This window comes from Collimonas humicola (assembly GCF_018304945.1).
Lineage (GTDB): Bacteria > Pseudomonadota > Gammaproteobacteria > Burkholderiales > Burkholderiaceae_D > Collimonas > Collimonas humicola.
Genome location: NZ_JAGQEE010000002.1, coordinates 76,738 through 96,792 on the forward strand (window position 1 = coordinate 76,738; position 20,055 = coordinate 96,792).

18 protein-coding genes are annotated in these 20,055 nt (G+C 61.7%); 10 read left to right on the forward strand and 8 right to left on the reverse strand.

Annotation, left to right across the window (positions count from 1 at the left end):
* Positions 1-3: 3 nt before the first annotated feature.
* Entirely contained in the window at positions 4-1,431 is a 1,428-nt protein-coding gene (gene hemN, locus KHU30_RS09080; RefSeq protein WP_211442348.1) for an oxygen-independent coproporphyrinogen III oxidase, read from the reverse strand.
* Between the two features lie 180 nt (positions 1,432-1,611).
* Here hemN and mnmC point away from each other — a divergent pair, with 180 nt between their 5' ends.
* Positions 1,612-3,402 carry an FAD-dependent 5-carboxymethylaminomethyl-2-thiouridine(34) oxidoreductase MnmC gene (gene mnmC / locus KHU30_RS09085; protein ID WP_211442349.1) on the forward strand — a complete coding sequence of 597 codons (1,791 nt, stop codon included), beginning with the start codon at positions 1,612-1,614 and terminating at the stop codon, positions 3,400-3,402.
* 17 nt (positions 3,403-3,419) lie between these two features.
* Here mnmC and KHU30_RS09090 read toward each other — a convergent pair whose 3' ends face one another.
* Positions 3,420-3,737, reverse strand: a complete 318-nt coding sequence (locus tag KHU30_RS09090; protein WP_211442350.1) for a YXWGXW repeat-containing protein — start codon at positions 3,735-3,737, stop codon at positions 3,420-3,422.
* Between the two features lie 267 nt (positions 3,738-4,004).
* On the opposite strand from KHU30_RS09090, the gene KHU30_RS09095 reads away from it, so the two are divergent.
* Positions 4,005-5,624: an NAD(P)/FAD-dependent oxidoreductase gene (locus KHU30_RS09095; protein ID WP_211442351.1), complete on the forward strand. Its 1,620-nt coding sequence runs from the start codon at positions 4,005-4,007 to the stop codon at positions 5,622-5,624.
* Between the two features lie 28 nt (positions 5,625-5,652).
* On the opposite strand, the gene KHU30_RS09100 is transcribed toward KHU30_RS09095, so the two are convergent.
* The 3 genes from KHU30_RS09100 to KHU30_RS09110 all read right to left on the reverse strand — a co-directional run bounded on the left by KHU30_RS09100 (position 5,653) and on the right by KHU30_RS09110 (position 8,848).
* Entirely contained in the window at positions 5,653-6,870 is a 1,218-nt protein-coding gene (locus KHU30_RS09100) for a cytochrome-c peroxidase (protein WP_211442352.1), read from the reverse strand.
* On the reverse strand, positions 6,870-8,243 hold the full coding sequence (locus KHU30_RS09105; RefSeq protein WP_211442353.1) for a metallophosphoesterase family protein: 1,374 nt from the start codon (positions 8,241-8,243) through the stop codon (positions 6,870-6,872). Before KHU30_RS09105 ends, KHU30_RS09100 begins: the two co-directional genes overlap by 1 nt.
* A gap of 242 nt (positions 8,244-8,485) precedes the next feature.
* The gene (locus KHU30_RS09110) at positions 8,486-8,848 is read right to left on the reverse strand and encodes a winged helix-turn-helix domain-containing protein (protein WP_211442354.1); all 363 of its coding nucleotides are present in this window, start codon (positions 8,846-8,848) and stop codon (positions 8,486-8,488) included.
* A 143-nt stretch (positions 8,849-8,991) separates the two neighbouring features.
* Here KHU30_RS09110 and KHU30_RS09115 point away from each other — a divergent pair, with 143 nt between their 5' ends.
* The 7 genes from KHU30_RS09115 (at position 8,992) to KHU30_RS09145 (ending at position 17,102) form a co-directional block, all read left to right on the forward strand.
* Positions 8,992-9,561 (forward strand): hypothetical protein, encoded by a 570-nt coding sequence (locus tag KHU30_RS09115; protein ID WP_211442355.1) that lies wholly within the window; start codon positions 8,992-8,994, stop codon positions 9,559-9,561.
* A 182-nt stretch (positions 9,562-9,743) separates the two neighbouring features.
* The gene (locus KHU30_RS09120; protein WP_098494363.1) at positions 9,744-10,151 is read left to right on the forward strand and encodes an ExbD/TolR family protein; all 408 of its coding nucleotides are present in this window, start codon (positions 9,744-9,746) and stop codon (positions 10,149-10,151) included.
* Complete coding sequence (locus tag KHU30_RS09125; RefSeq protein ID WP_329956664.1) at positions 10,151-10,897, forward strand: energy transducer TonB; 747 nt, start codon at positions 10,151-10,153, stop codon at positions 10,895-10,897. Before KHU30_RS09120 ends, KHU30_RS09125 begins: the two co-directional genes overlap by 1 nt.
* Before the next feature lie 83 nt (positions 10,898-10,980).
* Entirely contained in the window at positions 10,981-13,374 is a 2,394-nt protein-coding gene (locus tag KHU30_RS09130) for a TonB-dependent receptor (protein WP_211442356.1), read from the forward strand.
* Between the two features lie 77 nt (positions 13,375-13,451).
* Positions 13,452-14,105, forward strand: coding sequence for a MotA/TolQ/ExbB proton channel family protein (locus KHU30_RS09135; protein ID WP_211442357.1), 654 nt, complete (start codon positions 13,452-13,454; stop codon positions 14,103-14,105).
* Positions 14,106-14,138: 33 nt separating this feature from the next.
* A complete protein-coding gene (locus tag KHU30_RS09140) occupies positions 14,139-15,854 on the forward strand; it encodes a bifunctional metallophosphatase/5'-nucleotidase (protein WP_211442358.1) in 1,716 nt (571 codons plus the stop codon).
* A gap of 30 nt (positions 15,855-15,884) precedes the next feature.
* Positions 15,885-17,102: a phospholipase D-like domain-containing protein gene (locus tag KHU30_RS09145; RefSeq protein WP_211442359.1), complete on the forward strand. Its 1,218-nt coding sequence runs from the start codon at positions 15,885-15,887 to the stop codon at positions 17,100-17,102.
* Positions 17,103-17,124: 22 nt separating this feature from the next.
* Here the strand turns inward: KHU30_RS09145 and ygiD are convergent, their stop codons facing one another.
* Positions 17,125-17,922 carry a 4,5-DOPA-extradiol-dioxygenase gene (ygiD, locus tag KHU30_RS09150; RefSeq protein ID WP_211442360.1) on the reverse strand — a complete coding sequence of 266 codons (798 nt, stop codon included), beginning with the start codon at positions 17,920-17,922 and terminating at the stop codon, positions 17,125-17,127.
* Between the two features lie 20 nt (positions 17,923-17,942).
* Positions 17,943-18,347, reverse strand: a complete 405-nt coding sequence (locus tag KHU30_RS09155) for a DoxX family protein (RefSeq protein ID WP_211442361.1) — start codon at positions 18,345-18,347, stop codon at positions 17,943-17,945.
* A 145-nt stretch (positions 18,348-18,492) separates the two neighbouring features.
* Here KHU30_RS09155 and KHU30_RS09160 point away from each other — a divergent pair, with 145 nt between their 5' ends.
* Positions 18,493-19,407 (forward strand): LysR family transcriptional regulator, encoded by a 915-nt coding sequence (locus KHU30_RS09160; RefSeq protein ID WP_211442362.1) that lies wholly within the window; start codon positions 18,493-18,495, stop codon positions 19,405-19,407.
* 49 nt (positions 19,408-19,456) lie between these two features.
* On the opposite strand, the gene phaP is transcribed toward KHU30_RS09160, so the two are convergent.
* A complete protein-coding gene (gene phaP / locus KHU30_RS09165; RefSeq protein WP_211442363.1) occupies positions 19,457-20,011 on the reverse strand; it encodes a TIGR01841 family phasin in 555 nt (184 codons plus the stop codon).
* Between the last annotated feature and the right edge of the window lie 44 nt (positions 20,012-20,055).

The following is a 20,055-nucleotide window of genomic DNA, read 5'->3' on the forward strand; positions in this document are numbered from 1 at the left end:
GCATCAGATGGTTCTTGAATAGCGCAACGGCGTTCTGCGCGGATCCAGATAACGGTCGAACACCATGCAGATATTACGGATCAGCAAACGCCCTTTCGTGGTCACGCTGATCCATTCATCATCGAGGGTCAGCAAGCCGTCGGCTTCCAGCTGCCGCAACTGAACCAGCTCGGCGGCGAAATATTCGGCAAACCGGACCGGATGCGCGATCTCGATCGACGCCAGCGACAGTTCGAAATGGCACATCAGGTGCTGGATGATCAAGCGCCGCAGCAAATCATCCAGGTTCAGCCTGATGCCGCGCGCGATCGGCAGTTCCTGCCGGTCGAGCCGCAGGTAGTAGGCTTCCAGCGTCTTTTCATTCTGGCTGTAGCTGGCGCCGACGGCGCTGATCGCCGATACGCCGCATGCCACCAGATCAGACTCGGCATGGGTCGAATAGCCTTGGAAATTGCGGTGCAAGCGCCCCTGCCGCTGCGCAATCGCCAGATCGTCGTCCAGCCTGGCGAAGTGATCCATGCCGATATGCGCATAGCCGGCTTCGGTCAGGCGCTGGATGCACAGGAACAGCATGTCGATTTTCTCCGCCGGCGTCGGCAGGTCGCTGCCGGCGATCCGCCTTTGCGGCTTGAACAGGTGAGGCATGTGGGCATAATTGTAGATAGCGATGCGGTCCGGCGACGCCGCAATCACCTTGTCCAGCGTTTGCCCGATGGATGCCAGGCTCTGCTTGGGCAGGCCATAGATCAGATCGATGCCGACTGAGCGAAAGCCGGCAAAACGCGCCGCATCGATGATGCGCAGCGTGTCTTCTTCAGCCTGTATCCGGTTCACCGCCTTCTGCACCGCCGGGTCGAAATCCTGCACCCCCAGGCTGAGCCGGTTGAAGCCCTGACGGCGCAGCGTGACGATACGCTTCGGCGTGACGGTTCGCGGATCGACTTCTATCGAATACTCGCCCAGCTGGTCGGGCGCGAACTGGAAATGCCGCTGCAGGTGCGCCATCAGTTCGCTCATCTGGCGGTCGCTGAGATAGGTTGGAGTGCCGCCGCCGAAATGCAGCTGCTCTACCTGGTTCATGCCGTCAAACAAGGCGGCCTGCATCGAAATCTCGCGTTTCAGATAAGTCAGGTAGAGTGCGGCCTTGCTCAGGTTTTTGCTCACCACTTTATTGCAGGCGCAGTAGTAGCAAACCGTGCCGCAAAACGGAATATGCAGGTACAGCGACAAGGCGTGCCGCGCGCCCATCGCATGCCGCTCCGAGACTGCCTGATGATAGGCCTCGGCGTCGAATTCGGCGGAGAACCTGTCTGCCGTCGGATAGGAGGTGTAACGCGGTCCGAGCTGGTTCATCCTGCTTAGCAATGCAGGTTCAAACGCCAGCGCAGCCAGCGGCGCCGCGGCGGCTATCGTCTTTTGGGAAGTTAACATGTACCGGCTCCGGCGATTGGCTGTATCCATCGCCACAGCGTAGCGGGCCGGGCCTGCAAGCGCTTTGATATAGATCAAGCGCCAGCTTTACCATCACCGCCGCGCGCTCGATACTGCATATAATCGCTCATTGACCACCAATTTCTTGCCATCTTGCTTCTCAATCGCCCAGCCTCAGCATTGCCGACAGATCCCAGCCGCTGGCAAGGGCGGGATCGCTACGTGCTGCTGGACAGCGATTTTGGCGACGGCGCACAGTTTTTTGCGACCTGGCTAGCCTGGCGCGACGATGCCGACCGTCCCCGGCAGCTGCATTACCTGGCGCTGGTGCCAGCCATGACTGCCCTGCACACCTTGCGCCGGACGCTGGAACAAGCGCCGCAGCGGCAGGCTCTGGCGGCCGAGCTTTGCGCCGCATGGCCGCCGGCCGTCCCGGGATTTCACCGGATCTTCCTGCAAGATGGCCAGCTGGTGCTGACGCTGATGTTCGGCGATAGCGCCGCCTGCCTGCGGCAGATAGCGGCCAGCGTCGATGCCTTCCACTTGCGCGGGCATGGCTGGCTGGAATGGCCGCTGCCCATGCTCAACACGCTGGGCAGACTGGCTGCCAGGCAAGCCAGCCTCGCCATTTCCGGCCCTGGCGCCGTACCGTTTGAAGCGCAACGGACGGCGCTGCAGCAAGCGGGATTCGTCTTTGAGGAAGACGCCTTGCGCGCGCAATTTGCACCGCGCTTTACGCCCAGGACGCCGTTCGCAAACACGCCGCCTGTGACAGAACGCCATGCCATCGTGATCGGCGCCGGACTGGCCGGCAGCGCCGCCTGCCAGCGGCTGGCGCGGCGCGGCTGGAGCGTCACCCTGATCGAACGCCATGCCGAAATAGCGCAGGAAGCCTCGGGCAACGCCGCCGGCATTTTCATGCCCCTGCTCTCGCGCGACGACAACCCAAGCTCGCGCCTCAGCCGCAGCGCCTACCTGTTCGCCCGGCACGTCTGGCGCCAGCTGGGCGGCATCGGCGATGCCTTCACCGGCGCCGCCTGCGGCGTACTGCAAATCGCCCGCGATGCCCGGCACGCCGGCGCCCAGCAGCAGCTGGCAAGCCACTGGCGCTATCCTGGCGATTTTGCGGAATGGCTGGATCAGGCCGCGGCCACCCGCCTGGCCGGCACTGCGGTCAGCAATGGCGCCTGGCACTTCCCGGCCGGCGGCTGGGTACAGCCGCGCAGCTTGTGCCGGGCCATGCTGGACGACTGCGGCGCCAGCCTGCACACTATTTTCGGACAGCGGGTCGAAAAATTTGAGTATGAGCGGCAACGCTGGGTAGTGCGTGCTGAAGGCGGCATCGAAATTGCCCGCGCGCCCATACTGATACTGGCCAACGGCTGCGACGCGCTCGGTTTCCCGCAAGCAGAAGACTTGCCCCTTGCCGCCATACGCGGGCAGATCACCCATGTCGACGCCAGCCTGGCGCCATCCATCGCGCCGGTCATTTGCGGCGAAGCCTACTTGACCCCGCCCAGCGGAAATATCTGCAGCGTCGGCGCTTCTTACGACGACGATAACGGCCAGGCATTGCGGCAAGACAGCCAGGACGGCAATCTGGCGCGACTGGCCAACATGCTGCCGGGCTGGTTCACCGGCCAATTGCCGCTAGCCGGACGGGTCGGCTTCCGCTGTGTCGCCAGCGACCGCCTGCCCCTGGTCGGGGCTGTGCCGGACAACAGCGGACCATGCAGCGTGCGCGAAGCGAAACTGAAGGACCTGCCGCGCTTTCCCGGCCTGTACAGCCTGCTCGGCTACGCGTCGCGGGGATTGATCTGGGCGCCGCTGGCGGCAGAGTTGCTGGCGTCGCAGCTGGAAGGCGAGCCTTTGCCGATCGAGGCCGACCTGGCAGCGGCGCTCGATCCGGCACGGTTTTTACTAAAAAAACAGCACCGCAATGTCGCAGGCGCCGTCAAAAGGGCGCCCTGAGGCGCCCCTGCGGCAACTTAGCGATCCCAGCGATATGGCCGCATCTGCCAATCGCCGCGCGGCCCCCTGACCCAGCTTGGCGGCACGTAACGATAGCCCGGCCGAGCCCTGATCCAGCTGCCGCCGACCCACTCGTGACGGCGGCCGTTCCAGCGCCAGTATCCCGGCGCCCAGACAAAACCGCGGCGCGGCGCGGGCACCACCTCATAGCGCGGCGGCGGCGGTTGTCCGATCCGGACGTTCACATACGTCTGGGCCTGAGCCTGCGTCATCGGCGCCATGAATCCGGCGCCCAGGGCCAGGACGCTCACGCATAATATCGATTTGATCTTCATCGAGGACCTCCTTAATCTGTTTGAAAACGTCGGACGACGATTAAATATAGGTCATAAACTCGGGCTTACTTGTAATTTTGTGTTTCCAAAAGATACACGCTTTGAAAGCGTGGAAATACCTCGCAGACTGCCGTAGCGCCGCCCCCTAAGGTAAAATGACGGCCTGCCAGACGGCATTGTCGTTTTATAAAAATATGTGCGGGATAGCGCCTTGGCCGTGCCAGGCCAAGCTTGCGACCTGTCCCCACCTGACTTCCCGGATTACCCATGTTGCGATTGAACGAAGTACAACTACCCCTGGACCATCCTGAAGACGCCCTGCATGCCGCGATCCTGGAGCGGCTGGGAATCGCCGCGGAGGACATGCTCGGTTACACAATTTTCCGGCGCAGTTACGATGCCCGCAAAAAAACCGCGGTGATCCTGACTTACACGGTGGATGTCGAACTCAGGGATGAGGGCTCCGTCCTTAAACGGCGCGCCGGCGATCGCAACGTGATGGCGACGCCGGACACCAGCTACCGCTTCGTAGCGCAAGCCCCCGGCCAGCTGAAATCGCGGCCGGTAGTCATCGGCACCGGGCCCTGCGGCCTGTTTGCCGGACTGATCCTGGCGCAGATGGGCTTCAATCCGATCATCCTGGAACGCGGCAAGGCAGTGCGCGAACGCACCAAGGACACCTGGGGCTTGTGGCGCAAGCGCGAATTGCAGCCGGAATCCAATGTGCAGTTCGGCGAAGGCGGCGCCGGCACCTTTTCCGATGGCAAGCTGTGGACCCAGATCAAGGATCCCAAGCATTACGGCCGCAAGGTGCTGACCGAATTCGTCAAGGCCGACGCGCCGGAAGAAATCATGTACGTCAGCAAGCCGCATATCGGCACCTTCCGCCTGGTCAAGATGGTCGAACAGATGCGCGCCACCATCGAGGCGCTGGGCGGTGAATTCCGTTTCCAGCAAAAAGTGGAAGACATCGCCATCAAGTCGGAAAACGGCCAGGGCCAGGTACAGGCCGTGGTGCTGGCCGGCGGCGAGACCATCGTGGCAGACCACGTGGTGCTGGCGATCGGCCACAGCGCGCGCGATACCTTCCAGATGCTGTACAACCGCGGCGTATATATCGAAGCCAAGCCGTTCTCGCTCGGCTTCCGCATCGAGCATCCGCAATCGCTGATCGACCGCTGCCGTTTCGGCCCGAGCGCCGGCCATCCGATTCTCGGCGCCGCCGATTACAAGCTAGTCCATCATTGTGAGAATGGCCGCGCGGTATACAGTTTCTGCATGTGCCCGGGCGGCACCGTGGTGGCGGCCACCTCGGAACCAGGACGTGTGGTGACCAACGGCATGAGCCAGTATTCCCGCAACGAGCGCAACGCCAACAGCGGCATCGTGGTCGGCATCACGCCGGCCGACTATCCTGGCCATCCGCTCGCCGGGATCGCCTTCCAGCAGCAATGGGAATCGCGCGCCTTTGAATTGGGCGGCGGCACTTACGATGCGCCGGGCCAGCTGGTTGGCGACTTTATCGCCGGCCGTGCCTCGACCACGCTTGGTTCGGTGATTCCATCCTACAAACCCGGCGTGCTGCTGGGCGACCTGAGCACTTCGCTGCCTGATTACGCAATCGCCGCCATCCGCGAAGCCTTGCCGGCTTTCGATAAACAGATCCGTGGCTTCGCCATGAATGATGCGGTGCTGACCGGCGTCGAAACCCGCACTTCATCGCCGATCCGCATCAAGCGCCATGACGACAGCCTGCAAAGCCTGAATACCGCCGGCCTGTTCCCGGCGGGCGAAGGCGCGGGTTATGCCGGCGGCATCATGTCGGCGGCGATTGATGGGATTCGGGTGGCGGAAGCGGTTGCCTTGAGCATCCTGAATAAAAACTAAGGCTTGCCCACTGCCACGACCAGCACGATCAGCTGCCTGGCTTGACAAACTGCGCGTCGGTCAGTGCTTTCAAAAAAGCCACCAGATCGTCCACGTCGCCGTCGCTCAAGGCCGGCGTGCTGCCTTCGCGCCGGTTGTACGGCACCGAGTTGACGTTGACATTTTCCCGATAGGCGGGCGGTACGTCATCGAACTTGACGCCAGTCTTGTACCAGTCGCCCGGCCTGGTGGCGCGCGTCGCGTAAAAGGCGACGGCATCGCGCAGTGAAGTGAACACGCCGTTGTGCATATAGCTTTCGCGCACGGCGACATTGCGCAAGCTGGGCGTCTTGAAATAGCCGCACCATTGGCTGCTGTCCGGCCACTTCAGATCGGCCGCGGTTTTGCACAGGCCGACATCGTAGAATGCAGGATTGCGGTTTTCGGCGATGCGGCGGTTGCGCGGCACGGCTGCCGCGTCGTAACCGAAATCGGTAAACATCGAGCGTGCCGGATTGCGGGATTTGTCATTGAACTTGTGACAGGACATGCAGTTGCCTTTGTCAGGATCCTTGAACAAACGCAGCCCTCGCAGCTCGGCCTCATTCAATGTTCCGCTGCCGCGGATATAGTCGTCGTACCTGGAGCTGAACGGCGTCATTTCGTCGCTGCGTAAAAATGCTTGCAGCGCCCGGCCCGCGGCCTGGCTGGCCTGCTCCGGCCGCTCGAATATCGCGGCGCCGAACTGCGCTCGCATATCTGGTGCATAAGCTTGCATCAGTTTGCGCGCAAGCTGGCGCGGGTTGCGGTTATTCATTTCCAGACGATTGAACAAAGGACCCTGCGCCTGTTCCGCCAGGGTATCGGCGCGCCCGTCCCAGAAAAATCCGCCGAATGGAATCGGCGCCAGCGCATCATCGTCCTGATAGAAAAAGCGTGGCGGCGTATAGCGCAGGTACAGCACCGAAGGCGTATTGCGCGTACCCAGGCTGGCTGGACGGCTGCCGAGCGCAACCCCGATGCGCGATCCGTGATTGCCTGAAAAAGCCTGCGCCGGCGCGTGGCAGCTGGCGCAGCTGGTGCCGCGCGGTTCCGACAGGCGCGTATCGAAAAACAGTTTGCGGCCCAACGCAACCAGCGCCGGGGAATCGGCAGGCGCGGCAGCCGGCGCCGGCATTTCGGGATAGAGCGGCGGCGTGCCCGCCGTCGCTGCGCCGGCGAGGAATAGGCCGCTCAGCAGGAGCCGTTTCAGCCGCGCCAACAACATCAGTTTGGCGCCAGATAACCGGTCTTGTCGCAACTGATGTTGCTGCCGTTTTGCAGGCAGGTAGTGAGCAGCAGGCCTTTGCGGGTATAGGCCTTGTATGCCCACGCGCCATTGCCCTGGCGGTCCATTACCATGAAGCCGAAGCTGCTGGTATGGGAAATCTTGTCGACGACGGCGCCGGGAGCCGGATTGGTGTTGGCCGGGAAAGGATCGGCAAAATTCACATCGAGGTTATCGCCGCCATTGCCGGAGACGAAAGTGGCCGGATGCGCTGAAGAGAAGTTGATCGCCTGGAAATCATGGACGTGGCCATGGATCGCCGTCTTCACGCCGCTTGGATAGAACGCGGTCGGGTTGACGCTTTGCATGACCGATTGCAGCGCCTGATTGCCCGGGGCCGGCGGCGCGCCGGCTATCGGTGCGAAACCGAGGATCGGATGATGATTGGTGAAAATGCTGTTGACGCCGGCCTTCGCCGCCAGCCGGTTGACCGCCTGGAATTGCGCCTGGTAGGCGATGAACTGCGGATCGCTGGTCGCCAGCGCCGCCCTGCCCGCCTTGGCCGAATCGAACACAATCACCTGAGTGTCGGCGCCGACCGCCACTGCATACGGATCGGACAGATTGCCGGCCGCATCATTGGCCGGATCGTTGCAGGAACGCTTGGGGTCGGCCGCCTGCGTATCGAGGAAACGGAACCAGCCCTGGCCGGCGCGCGCGCATTCCTCGTGATTGCCGCGCACCATGACCCACGGCGCCGCCGCCATCAAGGGCGCCGCCGGCTTGAACAGGTCCGCCTGCCAGGCATCCCAGCCATAGCCCCAGGGACTGTCCTTGCAACCGGCGATATCCGCCGGACAGGCGTTTTCGCGATAATGATAATCGCCGATGTGCAGCACCAGATCAGGTTTCATGGCGGCGGCAGTGCTGGCGATTTCGGGAAACGGCCAGGAGTCGCCGTCATCGCAGGCCTGCCAGGCGTTGTCAGCCTTTTTCAGGCGGCAGCCGGTATCCGCCAGCACCACGATGCGCTGCGGCGCCTGTTTCGGCAACGGCAGACTGCGGGAGCCGACCGAGACGCCGCTGCTGCCGGCCGGCACCAGGTATTCACAGGCAGTGACCGGGAAAGCGGAAGGCTTGGAATCCGCAGCCGCGCTGGCGGTGGGGCGCTGCGCCACGGTCGCGGCGGCGGCGCGCACAGTCATCGCCCTATAGCTGGCGCCATCGCGCACATCGGGGCAGCCGGCGTCGCTGGTGATCACCCTGACGATAGCCTGGTTGTTGCCGCCGACCGTTACCCAGGCTGCCTTGACGCTGGCGTCGACGTTGCTGTCGCTGCCGCCGCAGGCCGCCGCCAGCAGAGCAAGGGCCATGCTTGAAGCGAGCCTGAACGCATTGATAAATGGCTTACGGTGCTGCTGTTGCTCAATGGCGTCCATGATGCTCGCAAGGATGAAGGTGAGTGATGCTGATGCTGAGTTGCTGCTGAGTTGATAAATTATAAAAATAAAATGTGACGCGCTTGTTACATCCTGCAGGCAAAAAAATACGCCGAAGGCGCATGCCCTCGGCGTACTTCAGTTCAGCGGCTGCCGTGGCGGCAGGAAAGCCGGTCTTATTTGCTGGCGTCCCGCGTCGCTTGCACCAGGCACTTGGATAATTTGTCAAAATGCAGCCACGCCGCCTGGCTCAGCTCAACCTGCTTGCGGCGCGTATCGTCGGTATCCGACAATACTATCCAGCCCTTTTCGCGCATCGATTTCAGGCGCGCATGCAGCATGGCGGGCGAACCGAGTTCGCTCTGAGCCATCATGTCGCGCACAGAAAGCCGTTCGCGCGCCTGTCCCGCACGGGCGACAAAGGCCAGGATGCGGTCTTCCAGCGGATCCAGCGACGGCAACGACGGCAAGCCGCGCAGCGCGTTCGCCAGTTGCAGGAAGCGCACATAGATATCTGCAGGTCGGCTGTTTTTGTCCATGGCTATTTTATAAACTGCAGGAAAAACGAAAAACTATCGCTGTTGATTTAATAACGATCATACTCGTCAATTTACAACCTCGGCAAGCATCTTGCCACACTCCCGCCACACATATGCGGATAGTTCGGTAATATACGCGCGCTATGTCCCCCACTTCGCTCCCTGCCGAGAAATTCCGTCTGCACCTGCTGACTGTCGCCATCACGGTGGCGGCCTACATGCTGGTGTACATGACCAACGACTGGCTGTTCAAGCACATCGAGTTTACCCAGGGGATCGCCTGGATCTACCTGCCTGCGGGAATAAGGCTGATCTGCACATTGCTGTTTGCCGAGGCCGGAGTACTCGGCATCCTGATCGCCTCGCTGCTGACCTCCAGCATCTATGCCATCTTTCCCGGCGATGCAGTCACCACCATCGGCTACAGCGCGATCTCGGCGCTGGCGCCCTATCTCGCCTATCGCTTCACCTTGCAGGAAATGCGCTTGCAGCCCTCGCTCGCCAACCTGACCACCACGCGCCTGCTGGCCTGCATCCTGCTGTACGGCCTGACCAATCCGCTGCTGCAGCTGATGTGGTTTGTCATGCGCGGCATTTCCTATCACTTCTGGTCGGGCTTGATCGTCATGTCCATCGGCGACCTCACCGGCTCGCTGATCGTGGTGTATGCGATCAAGATCCTGCTGTCCTTCTTCCCTGTGCCGCGCCGCTGAGCCTGCGCTGCCGCTGCTGCGTGGCACCACCGCCACATTGTTATCGATTGTAATACTGCCGAAATAATTCCTCGCTATTCTGCCGCACAGTTATAGAAATTATAGCGGTCAGCCAGCGCTGAGGCTACGCCTTGGGCGGAGGCCTTCCGCCATCACGGCAACTCATACATCGGGGTATAGCAATGCGTAGTTGGGACGAACCAAAAAAGCGGAAAGCGCGCGTCGAAATCATTCCCATGATCGACGTCATGATGTTTCTCCTGGTGTTTTTCGTGCTGATCAGTCTCAATGTGATTCCGGCCCTGGGCTTGAAGACGCACCTGCCGAGCGCCAGCAGTTCGCAGGACTTGAAGCCGCAAAACAAGGCAGTGATCACCATCGGCCTCAACGATGCGCTGCAGGTTGACGGCGTCGACACAAAAATCGGCGAACTCTCTACCCGCCTGAACCTGGCGAAAAAGAACGGTGAAAAACTCAACGTGATCGTCAACAGCGATCGCGGCGTCGAAGTGCAGCGGCTGGTGGAGGTCATGGATAACCTGAAGCAGAACGGCTTCGAATCCATTTCCATCGCAACCCGCAAGCCGTGATGCAAGCGATGATGAGCATGCCGTTCCTTTATCGCTTCCGCGATGCGCTGGCAACCCTGCCGTCAGTGCTGATCCTGGCGATCCTGATCTTCGCCGGCATCCAGAAAGCCGTGAAGATCCAGCCGCACATCGACGACTCCCTGGTGCAGATTGCACTGACGGAACCGGAGCCGCCGACGCCCCCGGCAGCCGCACCGGCGCCGCCGACACCGGTAGCGCCGCAAGAAGCCAAACCGCAAGCGGTGGCGAAGCCGGCGCCGCAACCGCCGCCGCGGCCGACCCCGCCGCAGACGGTCACGGCAACGCCGCTCAGCAACACGCCGAACCCCGAGGTCGCGGCGCCGGCGCCGCCCAAGGCGGTGGCCGCGCCGATCGCAGCGCCGCCGGCGCCGCCTCAGGAAACGCCGCCGCCGGCGCCAGCGGCGAAGCCGAGCAACGCCAGCATCGAGGCCAGCTATATCAGTAAATTGCGCGCCCACCTGAACAGCATCAAGCGCTACCCGACCGGCCGCGAAGCCAGCCAGCAACGGCCGCAAGGCAAGGTCAAGGTCTGGTTCGTGCTCAACCGCGACGGCACGCTGGTAGAACAAGGCATCGACGAATCGTCGAATTCCATGCTGCTCGACGAAGCCGCCCGCAAGACCATCAACCGCGCCACGTTTACCGCCTTCCCCGAGTCCAGCTGGGCCGGCGAAGCGACCCACAGATTCAGCGCCGAGTTGGAGTTCATCCCGGGAGCGGGATGAAGCAGCAGTTTGCAAACCGAGTTGAAGACGTCGCCTGAACGCCTGGTTCAGGCACACACCAAAAAACTACAGGGAGTAGAACCATGCAATTCAAAGTCACCCGGCTGTCGCTGCTGATCTCCGGGCTATTCATCGCCGCCAGTCCGCTGGCCTATGCCGCCGACACTTCTGACGTCGGCAAGGTCACGGTGCAGGGCGATGCCGGCGGCGGCCAGAGCACCGGCCTGATCCAGCAGGAAGAATCGGCCAAGGCGCGCAGCTCGGTCGACCGCGGCTATATCGAAAAGCAAAGCAGCACCGGCAACCCGTTCCAGATGATCAACCTGCTGCCTGGCGTGAATTCCTACGACCAGGACGGCACCGGCCTGTTCGGCGGCAACGTCCGCGTGCGCGGCTTCAACAGCGACCAGCTGGGCTTCACCATCAACGGCGCGCCGGTCAACGATTCCGGCAGCTTCGCCGTCTACCCGCAGGAATACACCGACGCCGAAAACCTGTGCAACATCTTCGTCACGCAAGGATCCACCGATACCGAAGCGCCGCACGTCGGCGCCTCTGGCGGCAACATCGGCATGACCATGTGCACGCCGGAAGACCAGCAGCGCTTCCGCACCGAATACACTTTCGGCTCGCACAGCCTGCAAAAAGGCTATGTCCGCCTCGATTCCGGCAAGATATTCAACGACCGCTTCAAGTTCTTCATCTCTTATTCGAAAACCCAGGCCAACAAGTTCAAGGGCAACGGCCGCGCCGACAAGGAACATACCGATTTCAACAGCAATTTCGACCTTGGCGGCGGCAGCTATGTCGACACCGGCTTCATGTACAACTCGGCGCTCAACAACAACTATCGTTCGCTGACCAAGGCGCAGATCGCCCAGTTCGGTCCGACCCTGGATTTCGGCACCGTACCGCCGGTGCACCAGCCAGGCGGTCCGGGCGCGCAGAACGATTCGACCTACGGACCGAACGCGGGCATCAACACCGGCAACAAGAACCTGTACTACGGCTATAACCTGAATCCGTTCAAGAACTGGCTCGCCACCATGAACGCCCACTTCCAGCTGGCGCCGACTTCCAGCCTCGATGTCAGCCCCTACATGTGGTACGGCTTCGGCACCGGCGGCAACCAGCTGCAAACCATCACCGAAGGCAATGCCGGCAACCTGCTGGGCGGTGGCGTGCGCGATGTCAACGGCGACGGCGACACCAAGGACACCGTGTTCGCCTACGAAGGCAGCCGCACCCGCACTTACCGCCCGGGCGTGACGATCAAGTACAACCTGCAACTAGACAACCACAAGCTGATGGTCGGCTACTGGTACGAGCGGGCGCGCCATCAGCAAACCGGTCCTTACACGCCGATCGACAACAACGGCAACGCCGCCGACGTCTGGCTCAACAATCCGGACCTGTGGCTGAAAAACCAGAACGGTTCTTACGTGCAGTACCGCGACACCCTGACCATCAGCACCGGGAAATCGGCTTTTGCGCAAGACAATATCAGCCTGATGCAAGACAAGCTGAACTTGCAAATCGGCGCCCGTTATTCGAGCATCGACCGCAACTTCACCAACAATCCAAGCCAGAGCTCGCCAGGCTTCTACACGCTGCAAAAATCGTATTCCGACCTGCTGCCTAGCTTCGGCGCGCGCTACCAGCTGACCACAACGGATTCGGTGTTTTTCAACGCAGCAAAGAATTTCAAGGCGCCAGGCAATTTCTCCTACTTCGGCCTGATCTCCGGCGGCAGCATCGTCAATGGGGTGTACACCGGCGGCACGGTGCGCAATCCGCTGGTAGACAAGGAAACCTCGTGGAACTACGACCTCGGCTATCGCTATGCAGCTGACAAATGGACGTTTTCCGGTTCCCTGTTCTATGTCGATTTCAAGAACCGCATAGCGACTTCCTACAATCCGTTCACCAACACCAACACCGACTACAACGTCGGCGATTCCACCTCCAAGGGATTCGAACTGGAATCCGGCTATTCGCTCACCAAGAACCTGAGCCTGTACGGTTCGCTCTCGTATATCAAGAGCAAGATGGACAAGGACATGCCGTTCTCGGCTACCACCGCGCTGCCTACCGGCGGCAAGGAATTCCCCGATACGCCGAACTGGCTGAGCGGCCTGAGCCTGCAGTACCAGCAGGATAACTGGTATGTATTCGGCCAGGGCAAGTACACCGGCAAGCGCTACACCACGCTGGTGAACGACGACAGCATCGGCGGCTACACCGTGTTCAACGCCGGCGCCGGCTACACCTTCCCATCGTCGGCCTGGCTGAAGAAGCCGACGGTCCGTTTCAACGTCAACAATATCTTCGACAAGAAGTTCCTGAGCCTGAGCTCCGGCAGCGGCAGCCAGTTCACCACCAATGCGGTGGCAGTCGGCAATATCGCGGCATCGGCGCCATTGTTCTACGTCAGCCCGCCGCGCACCTTCAGCGTGACCCTGGTCGCGGATTTCTGATCAGCAGCTTTTAAGGCAGTTGCAGCAAACCCTGGCGGCGGGCTCCGGTCCGCCGCTGCAACAACAAAGAGGTCATCATGAACATGCAATTATTCCACGAGCTCGCTTTCTATCTGATGTACGCCTGTGCCGCACTGGCGATCTTCGTGATTGTCGAACGCGGACTGTTTTTCAATTACACCTTGCGCCAGGCCATCGGCCTGGAAAAGGCCATGACGCACGCGGTGCAGCATGTGCAGGAACTGCCGGCCGAACTGACGGCGCGCGGCAGCCTGCCGCTGACCCTGGTGTCGGACATCCTGGCCGAGAAGCATCAGCTGACCACCGAGAAGGATCTGGAAGATTTCAGCGAGTCCGTGTACATCGCCAACCGCGGCGCGGTGCAGCATCGCCTGTGGATCCTCGATACGATCGTGACAGCGGCGCCGCTGCTTGGACTGCTTGGCACGATTTTGGGTATTATCGATACTTTCAAGGCGCTGGCGGTCTCCGGCGTATCCGATCCGGGCCAGGTATCGCAGGGCATCGGCACCGCCTTGTACGCAACGGCGCTGGGTATCGGCATCGCGGTGGTCGGCATGTTTTTCTTCAACATGTTCCAGGAACGTATCGAACGCATCAACGATCACCTGAAGGTCTTGATGCTGCGTGCCTGCGTTGGCCGCGATGCGGGCAAAGGCGCCAGATCGACGGCAGCGGCGGCAGATGCGGGGAAACTGCATATTGCCTGATAAATATTGATCGTGAAGGACTGGTTGAAACACATGCGTGCAATATCTTTCAGCCGGACCAAAGGGGCGCTGTGCGCCGCGGTTTTTTTCCTGACGGCGTGCAGCGGCATGCAGCAGCCGCTTGCGCCGGTCACGGTCAACCTGGTCGCCATCAATGACTTGCACGGTCATCTGGAGGCGGAAACCAAAAGCTTCGCCGGCATCGCCGATGCCAGCCCGCGCAAACTCAAGGTCGGCGGCATAGACACCATCGGCGGCGCGCTCAATGCCTGGCGCGCGGAAGATCCGCAGCTGCTGCTGGTCGGCGCCGGCGACCTGATCGGCGCCAGCCCGGCGCTCTCTTCGATCTGGGCGGACGAACCGGCCATCGCCGCGCTCAATCAGCTGCAGCTGCGCGTCAGCGCGGTCGGCAATCATGAATTCGACCAGGGCACGGCGGAACTGCTGCGCGATCAGCGTGGCGGCTGCAATTCCAGCCGGCCCGAAAAGGCTTGCCATTTTGCGCCCGATTTCAGCGGCGCCGGATTTTCCTACCTGGCCGCCAACGTCATCGGCAATGCCAGCGGCCAGCCGCTGCTGCCGCCCTACCGCATCGAGCAGGCGCATGGCGTCAAGATCGCCTTCATCGGCAGCGTAGTGCGGGAAACCGAAAGAATGGTACCGGCCGACGGTATCGCCAGCGTCCACTTCACCGACGAAGCGGAAGCCATCAACCGCTGGGTGCCAGAGATCAGGGCGCAAGGCGTCAGCGCCATCGTGGTGTTGATCCATCAAGGCGGCGAAACGCCGGAACCGTTCGACAAGACGGATTGCCGGCAACTGAGCGGGCCGATCGTCGACATCGTCAAACGGCTCGATCCTGCGATCAGGCTGGTCATCAGCGCCCACACGCACAATGGCTACACCTGCCAGGTAGACGGCCGCACCGTGACCCAGGGCGACTCCTTCGGCCATATGCTGACGCGGATCGCGCTGACCATAGATCCCGGCGCCGCCGGCCTGGCGCAGAAGATCACCGCCATCAGCGCCCGCAACGTCTTGATGGATCCGCAGCGCTTCACTGCCGATCCGGCGCTGGCCGGCTTCTTGCAGAAGTTAAAAGAACGCAGCAACGCGGTGCTGGCGCAGCCGATCGCCCGCATTGCCGTGCCGCATATCGACAAGCAGATCAACGAGGCCGGCGAATCGCCGCTGGGCGACGTCATCGCCGATTCGCAGCTGGCGGCGACGCGCAAGCTGGGCGCCCGGATTGCCTTGATCAACCATAAGAGCGTCCGCGAAAACCTGGAAAGCGGCGCCGGCGGCAGCAACTACGCCCAAGTCGCCGCCACTACCCCATATGGCAATACGCTAGTGCTGCTGAACCTGAGCGGCAGCCAGATCCTTGCGCTGCTGGAGCAGCAGAGCTGGCTGGAAGAAGACCGCCCCGGCGGCCGCATCATGCTGCAGGTGTCGCGCGGCTTCGGCTATCGCTGGGACGCCCGGCAGCCGCTGGGACAGCGCGTTGTGCCTGACAGCGTGAAACTGGACGGCGTGGCGCTGGATCCGCAAAAGCAATACCGGATCAGCGTCAACAGCTTTATCGCCCAGGGCGGCGACGGCTTCAGCCTGCTGGCCGCGGGAACCGACCGCATCGATACCGGCATCAACGATCTCGATGCGCTCAGCCAGTACCTGATCGCCAGCGAACGCGATGGGCATCCCGCCGGCAGCGCACAGGCGGACGGCCGCATCCTGCGTTTGCATTAATCCTCGTCACCATCTCTTCGGAAGCAGCACATGCGTAAATTGATCGTCCCGCTCGCCATCCTGCTCGGCCACATCGGCATGGCCCAGGCTGAGTTCAGCATTCCCGGCTACGAGCTGGTGCATACCGCGCCGGTGGAAACCACGCTGGCGACGCCCGACTTGCGCGAACCGCTGCAGGTCTGGAGCGAGATGTTCGACGGCGCCAGGCGCGAGATCGTGCTCGGCCAGTTTTATGTCGCCAGCGAGGCCGGCGCTGCCTTCGAACAGGTCATTGCGCGGCTCGCCGCCGCCGGCGAGCGCGGCGTCAGGATCCGTTTCCTGATGGAAGAAAAAGGCAAGTTCGCCTCTGACATGCCGACCATCGAAAGGCTGAAGAAAATCCCGAACCTGGAATTCCGCTATCTCGATTATTCCATGCTGACCGGCAACGGCATTATCCACGCCAAGTACATGGTGATCGACGGCAGCGCCGCCTATGTCGGCAGCCAGAATTTCGACTGGCGTTCGTTTGCCCACATCCATGAAACGGGATTGCGGATTACCGACCCTGTGGTGGTGGCGCAGCTGCAAAAGATTTTCGAGCATGACTGGCGCGCCCAGGAATTGATCGCGCAGGGAAAGGAAGTGCCGAAGCTGAATCAGGCCGTGGTTGCCGCCAATGACCGGCAGGCGACATTCCTGGTCGCCAGTCCGAACGCCTTCAATCCTCCCGGCGTGGGCGACTCTGAAACTGAATTGCCGAAACTGCTGGCGGCGGCCAGGTCGGAAGTGCGGATCCAGTTGCTGGACTACGCGCCGCTGAGCTACGGCCCCGATCGCACTCGCCCTTATTACGCAGTGATCGACAATGCGATCCGCGCAGCGCTGGCGCGCGGCGTCAAGGTCAAGCTGATGGTGTCGAACTGGAATACCGAAAAGCCGGCGATCGCCTACCTGCAAAGCCTGGCGCTGCTGCCCGGCATGGAGATCCGCATCGTCACGCTGCCGCACGCCGGCGGCGGCTTCATCCCGTTCGCCCGCGTGATCCATAGCAAGACCATGGAGATCGACGGCCAGGTGGCATGGATTGGCACCAGCAACTGGAGCGGCGGCTACCTGGATTTATCGCGCAACCTGGAAGTCGTGCTGCGCAATGAAAAAATGGCGCAGCGGATCGCCGAACTGCATCGGCAAACCTGGGACTCGGCCTACGCCCAGCCTATCGACGTACTGAAGGATTACCCCAAGCCGGTGAAGGGCAAGGAATAATCCTGCCGGCAGAGGTAGCGTGTCAGACGGCGCCGACCACCGCGGTCAGCATGCTGATGGCGCCGATGGCGATGCCGTCGACCGCAATCGAGATGGTCTCGTCATCCTGCCGGGCGCCGGCGATATACAGCAGCGGCAGATAGTGCTCAGGCGTAGGCACTGACAATTGCGCGTCCTGGCCCTGGTCGGCGTAATCGATCAAGGCTTGCATGTCGCCGCTGAGCAGGCTGGCGCGGATATGATCGTTGAAGCGCTCGGCCCAGGCATGCGCCGGCGCATCCTGGTGCCGGTTCATCAGGCGCAGGTTGTGCACCACGTCGCCGCTGCCGATGATCAGCACGCCTTGCTCGCGCAGCACCGCCAGCTTGCGGCCCAGGTCGAAATGGAACTGCGCCGGCCGGGTGGCGTCGATGCTCAGCTGTATCACCGGCACGTCGGCCTTGGGAAAAGCCTTGACCAGCACCGACCAGGTGCCGTGATCCAGTCCCCAGGACTGGTCCATGGCGACCGTCAGCGGCGCCAGCAGATCGCGCACCTGCGCCGCCAGTTGCGGGTCGCCCGGCGCCGGATAGCGCACATCAAACAAGGCCTGCGGGAAGCCGCCGAAATCGTGAATGGTTTTTGGCGCGGCCATAGCGGTCACGCCGATGCCGCGCGTGTACCAGTGCGCGGACACCGACAGGATCGCCTTCGGCTGCAGTTGCGCCACGCTCGCGCCCAGGCTGGCCCAGGCGGCGGTGTAACGGTTATCTTCCAGTGCATTCATCGGACTGCCGTGGCCGAAGAAAATCGCCGGCATGCGGGTGGCGTTGCTGCTCATGGTGACCTCATCCAATCAAGTTATTTGCCGGCTTTGGCGTTGCCGAGGGCAAATGCGCCGTTGCCCAGCAATGCGACGGACAGCGCAGTGACCACCATGAATGCCGGATATTCCCAGCCGCCGTTCGGGCTGGTAAACACCCAGCCGTTAGGCGCGTGCACCGACAAGGCGCCCAGCAGCACCGGCAGGGAAATGATGGCGGCGATGCGCGCCTGCAAGCCGAGCACCATCGCCAGGCCGGTCAGCACTTCCACTGCAACGACAGGGTACACCGACCAGGCCGGGAAGCCCTGGCTGGCGAAAAAGCCCGCGGCGCCGGGCAGCGTGAAGACGAAGACCTTGAGGTAGGCATGCGCCAGCAAGGCGATGCCGAGGGTCAGTCTGAGCAGGGTGGCGGCATAGATGCCGGGATTGCTGGTGTTCATGGCTGGCTTTCGAAAAATTGTTAAACAAGCAAAGCGGCGGACGGTAGCTGCCGGATCGTGTTTCACTATATATTCTTGCAATGAAAAGAAAAATGCGCTTTCATTAAAATATCATTTCCGAATTCCGGAATAATAGGATCCAGCGATGAACCTGTTCGAAGCCATGAAGGTGTTTGTCAAAGTCACGGAAATCGGCAGCCTGTCCGGCGCCGCGAGGGTTTTGAGCCTGTCGAATCCTTCGGTGACGAGGCATGTCGCCGATCTTGAAGAATACCTCGGCGCGCGCCTGCTGAACCGCAGCACCCGCCGCATCAGCCTGACCGACACCGGCAGCGCCTACCTCGAACGCTGCAAGCAAGTACTCGCTGACCTGGAGCAGGCGACGCTGGCGGCCGGCATGCACGCGGCCAATCCCAGCGGCATATTGCGGATCAACGCGCCCTTGTCTTTTTCCGTGCATCACCTGGGCCGGGTGCTGCCGCTGTACGCGGAACGCTATCCCAATGTCGAACTGGATGTGACCTTGTCGGACCGGGTGGTGGACCTGGTGGAGGAAGGCTTCGACCTGGCGATCCGCATCGGCAAGCTGCAGAATTCCAGCCTGGTCATGCGCCGGCTGGTGGCGGCGCGCGTGCTGACCTGCGCTGCGCCGGCCTATCTGGCTCGGCATGGCGTGCCGCAGCACCCGGACGACCTGGCGCGGCACAAATGCCTGACTTACGCCTATACCCAGCCGGATAACGAATGGCGTTTCCGGCGCGACGGCAAAAGCCATACGGTACGCATCCATGGCGGCCTGCATTGCAACAACGGCGATCTGCTGCTGGCCGCAGCCCTGTCCGGCATGGGCATCATCCGCCAGCCGACCTTCATCATCGGCGATGCTATCCGCGACGGCCGCCTGCTGCCGCTGCTGACAGATTATCAAGGCGATGAGCTGGCGATCCACGCGGTCTACCCGAGCCGCCAGCACCTGTCCGCCAAGGTGCGCACCTTCGTCGATTTCCTGGCGCAGCAGTTCGGCGAGGTGCCCGAATGGGACCGCGGCCTCCCGATATGAAAAAAGGCCGCATCCGCGGCCTTCCTGTTTGCTGAACCAGCGTTGCAGTTTATTTTTTCGCGCGCGGCGCCGCTGCCTTGGTCAATTGCGTGGTGGCCGTATTCAGATTGGCTTCCAGCGTTTCAACCGCCTGCTTGGCGTTCTTGGTCAGCTGTTCGTAACCGGCGTTGGCGTTGCTGATCACCGATTTCAGAATGGCGATGGCGTTTTCCGAACCGGCCGGCGCATTCTTGCTGACTTCTTCGATCAAGGCATTGATCTTGCGGCTGGTTTCCGCCACTTGCGCCTCGGCCGCACGGGTCAATTCAGCCTGGGTGCCGGAAGCGATGCCGGCCAGGTGGCGGCCGTAAGCCGCTGCCTTTTCAGCGCCAGGCTTGGCCTGGGCAGCCGAGATGGTCAGGAATTCCTGTGGATCCTTGGCGCTTATCAGCTGCTTGGCAGCGCCGCTCGATTCTTCCAGCGACGCCTTAGCGGCGCTCAGATTGAGTTCGATCACTTTTTCCACGCCTTCGAAGGTTTTTGTAGTCAGGGTATTGAGTAATGCCAACTGGGCTTCGAAATGGGCTTTGGTTGCTGCGGCAAACTGTTCGTGAAACGAAAACATGGCCTTCTCCTTGGTGAACAAATCATCGATTGCTATGAATATGG

Excerpts from the sequence above, each read along its gene's own strand:
- hemN (WP_211442348.1), bottom strand. The coding sequence starts at position 1,431 with ATGTTAACTTCCCAAAAGACGATAGCCGCCGCGGCGCCGCTGGCTGCG.
- KHU30_RS09090 (WP_211442350.1), bottom strand. The coding sequence starts at position 3,737 with ATGAAGATCAAATCGATATTATGCGTGAGCGTCCTGGCCCTGGGCGCC.
- KHU30_RS09095 (WP_211442351.1), top strand. The coding sequence starts at position 4,005 with ATGTTGCGATTGAACGAAGTACAACTACCCCTGGACCATCCTGAAGAC.
- KHU30_RS09100 (WP_211442352.1), bottom strand. The coding sequence starts at position 6,870 with ATGTTGTTGGCGCGGCTGAAACGGCTCCTGCTGAGCGGCCTATTCCTC.
- KHU30_RS09105 (WP_211442353.1), bottom strand. The coding sequence starts at position 8,243 with ATGGCCCTTGCTCTGCTGGCGGCGGCCTGCGGCGGCAGCGACAGCAAC.
- KHU30_RS09110 (WP_211442354.1), bottom strand. The coding sequence starts at position 8,848 with ATGGACAAAAACAGCCGACCTGCAGATATCTATGTGCGCTTCCTGCAA.
- KHU30_RS09115 (WP_211442355.1), top strand. The coding sequence starts at position 8,992 with ATGTCCCCCACTTCGCTCCCTGCCGAGAAATTCCGTCTGCACCTGCTG.
- KHU30_RS09120 (WP_098494363.1), top strand. The coding sequence starts at position 9,744 with ATGCGTAGTTGGGACGAACCAAAAAAGCGGAAAGCGCGCGTCGAAATC.
- KHU30_RS09125 (WP_329956664.1), top strand. The coding sequence starts at position 10,151 with ATGCAAGCGATGATGAGCATGCCGTTCCTTTATCGCTTCCGCGATGCG.
- KHU30_RS09130 (WP_211442356.1), top strand. The coding sequence starts at position 10,981 with ATGCAATTCAAAGTCACCCGGCTGTCGCTGCTGATCTCCGGGCTATTC.
- KHU30_RS09135 (WP_211442357.1), top strand. The coding sequence starts at position 13,452 with ATGAACATGCAATTATTCCACGAGCTCGCTTTCTATCTGATGTACGCC.
- KHU30_RS09140 (WP_211442358.1), top strand. The coding sequence starts at position 14,139 with ATGCGTGCAATATCTTTCAGCCGGACCAAAGGGGCGCTGTGCGCCGCG.
- KHU30_RS09145 (WP_211442359.1), top strand. The coding sequence starts at position 15,885 with ATGCGTAAATTGATCGTCCCGCTCGCCATCCTGCTCGGCCACATCGGC.
- ygiD (WP_211442360.1), bottom strand. The coding sequence starts at position 17,922 with ATGAGCAGCAACGCCACCCGCATGCCGGCGATTTTCTTCGGCCACGGC.
- KHU30_RS09155 (WP_211442361.1), bottom strand. The coding sequence starts at position 18,347 with ATGAACACCAGCAATCCCGGCATCTATGCCGCCACCCTGCTCAGACTG.
- KHU30_RS09160 (WP_211442362.1), top strand. The coding sequence starts at position 18,493 with ATGAACCTGTTCGAAGCCATGAAGGTGTTTGTCAAAGTCACGGAAATC.
- phaP (WP_211442363.1), bottom strand. The coding sequence starts at position 20,011 with ATGTTTTCGTTTCACGAACAGTTTGCCGCAGCAACCAAAGCCCATTTC.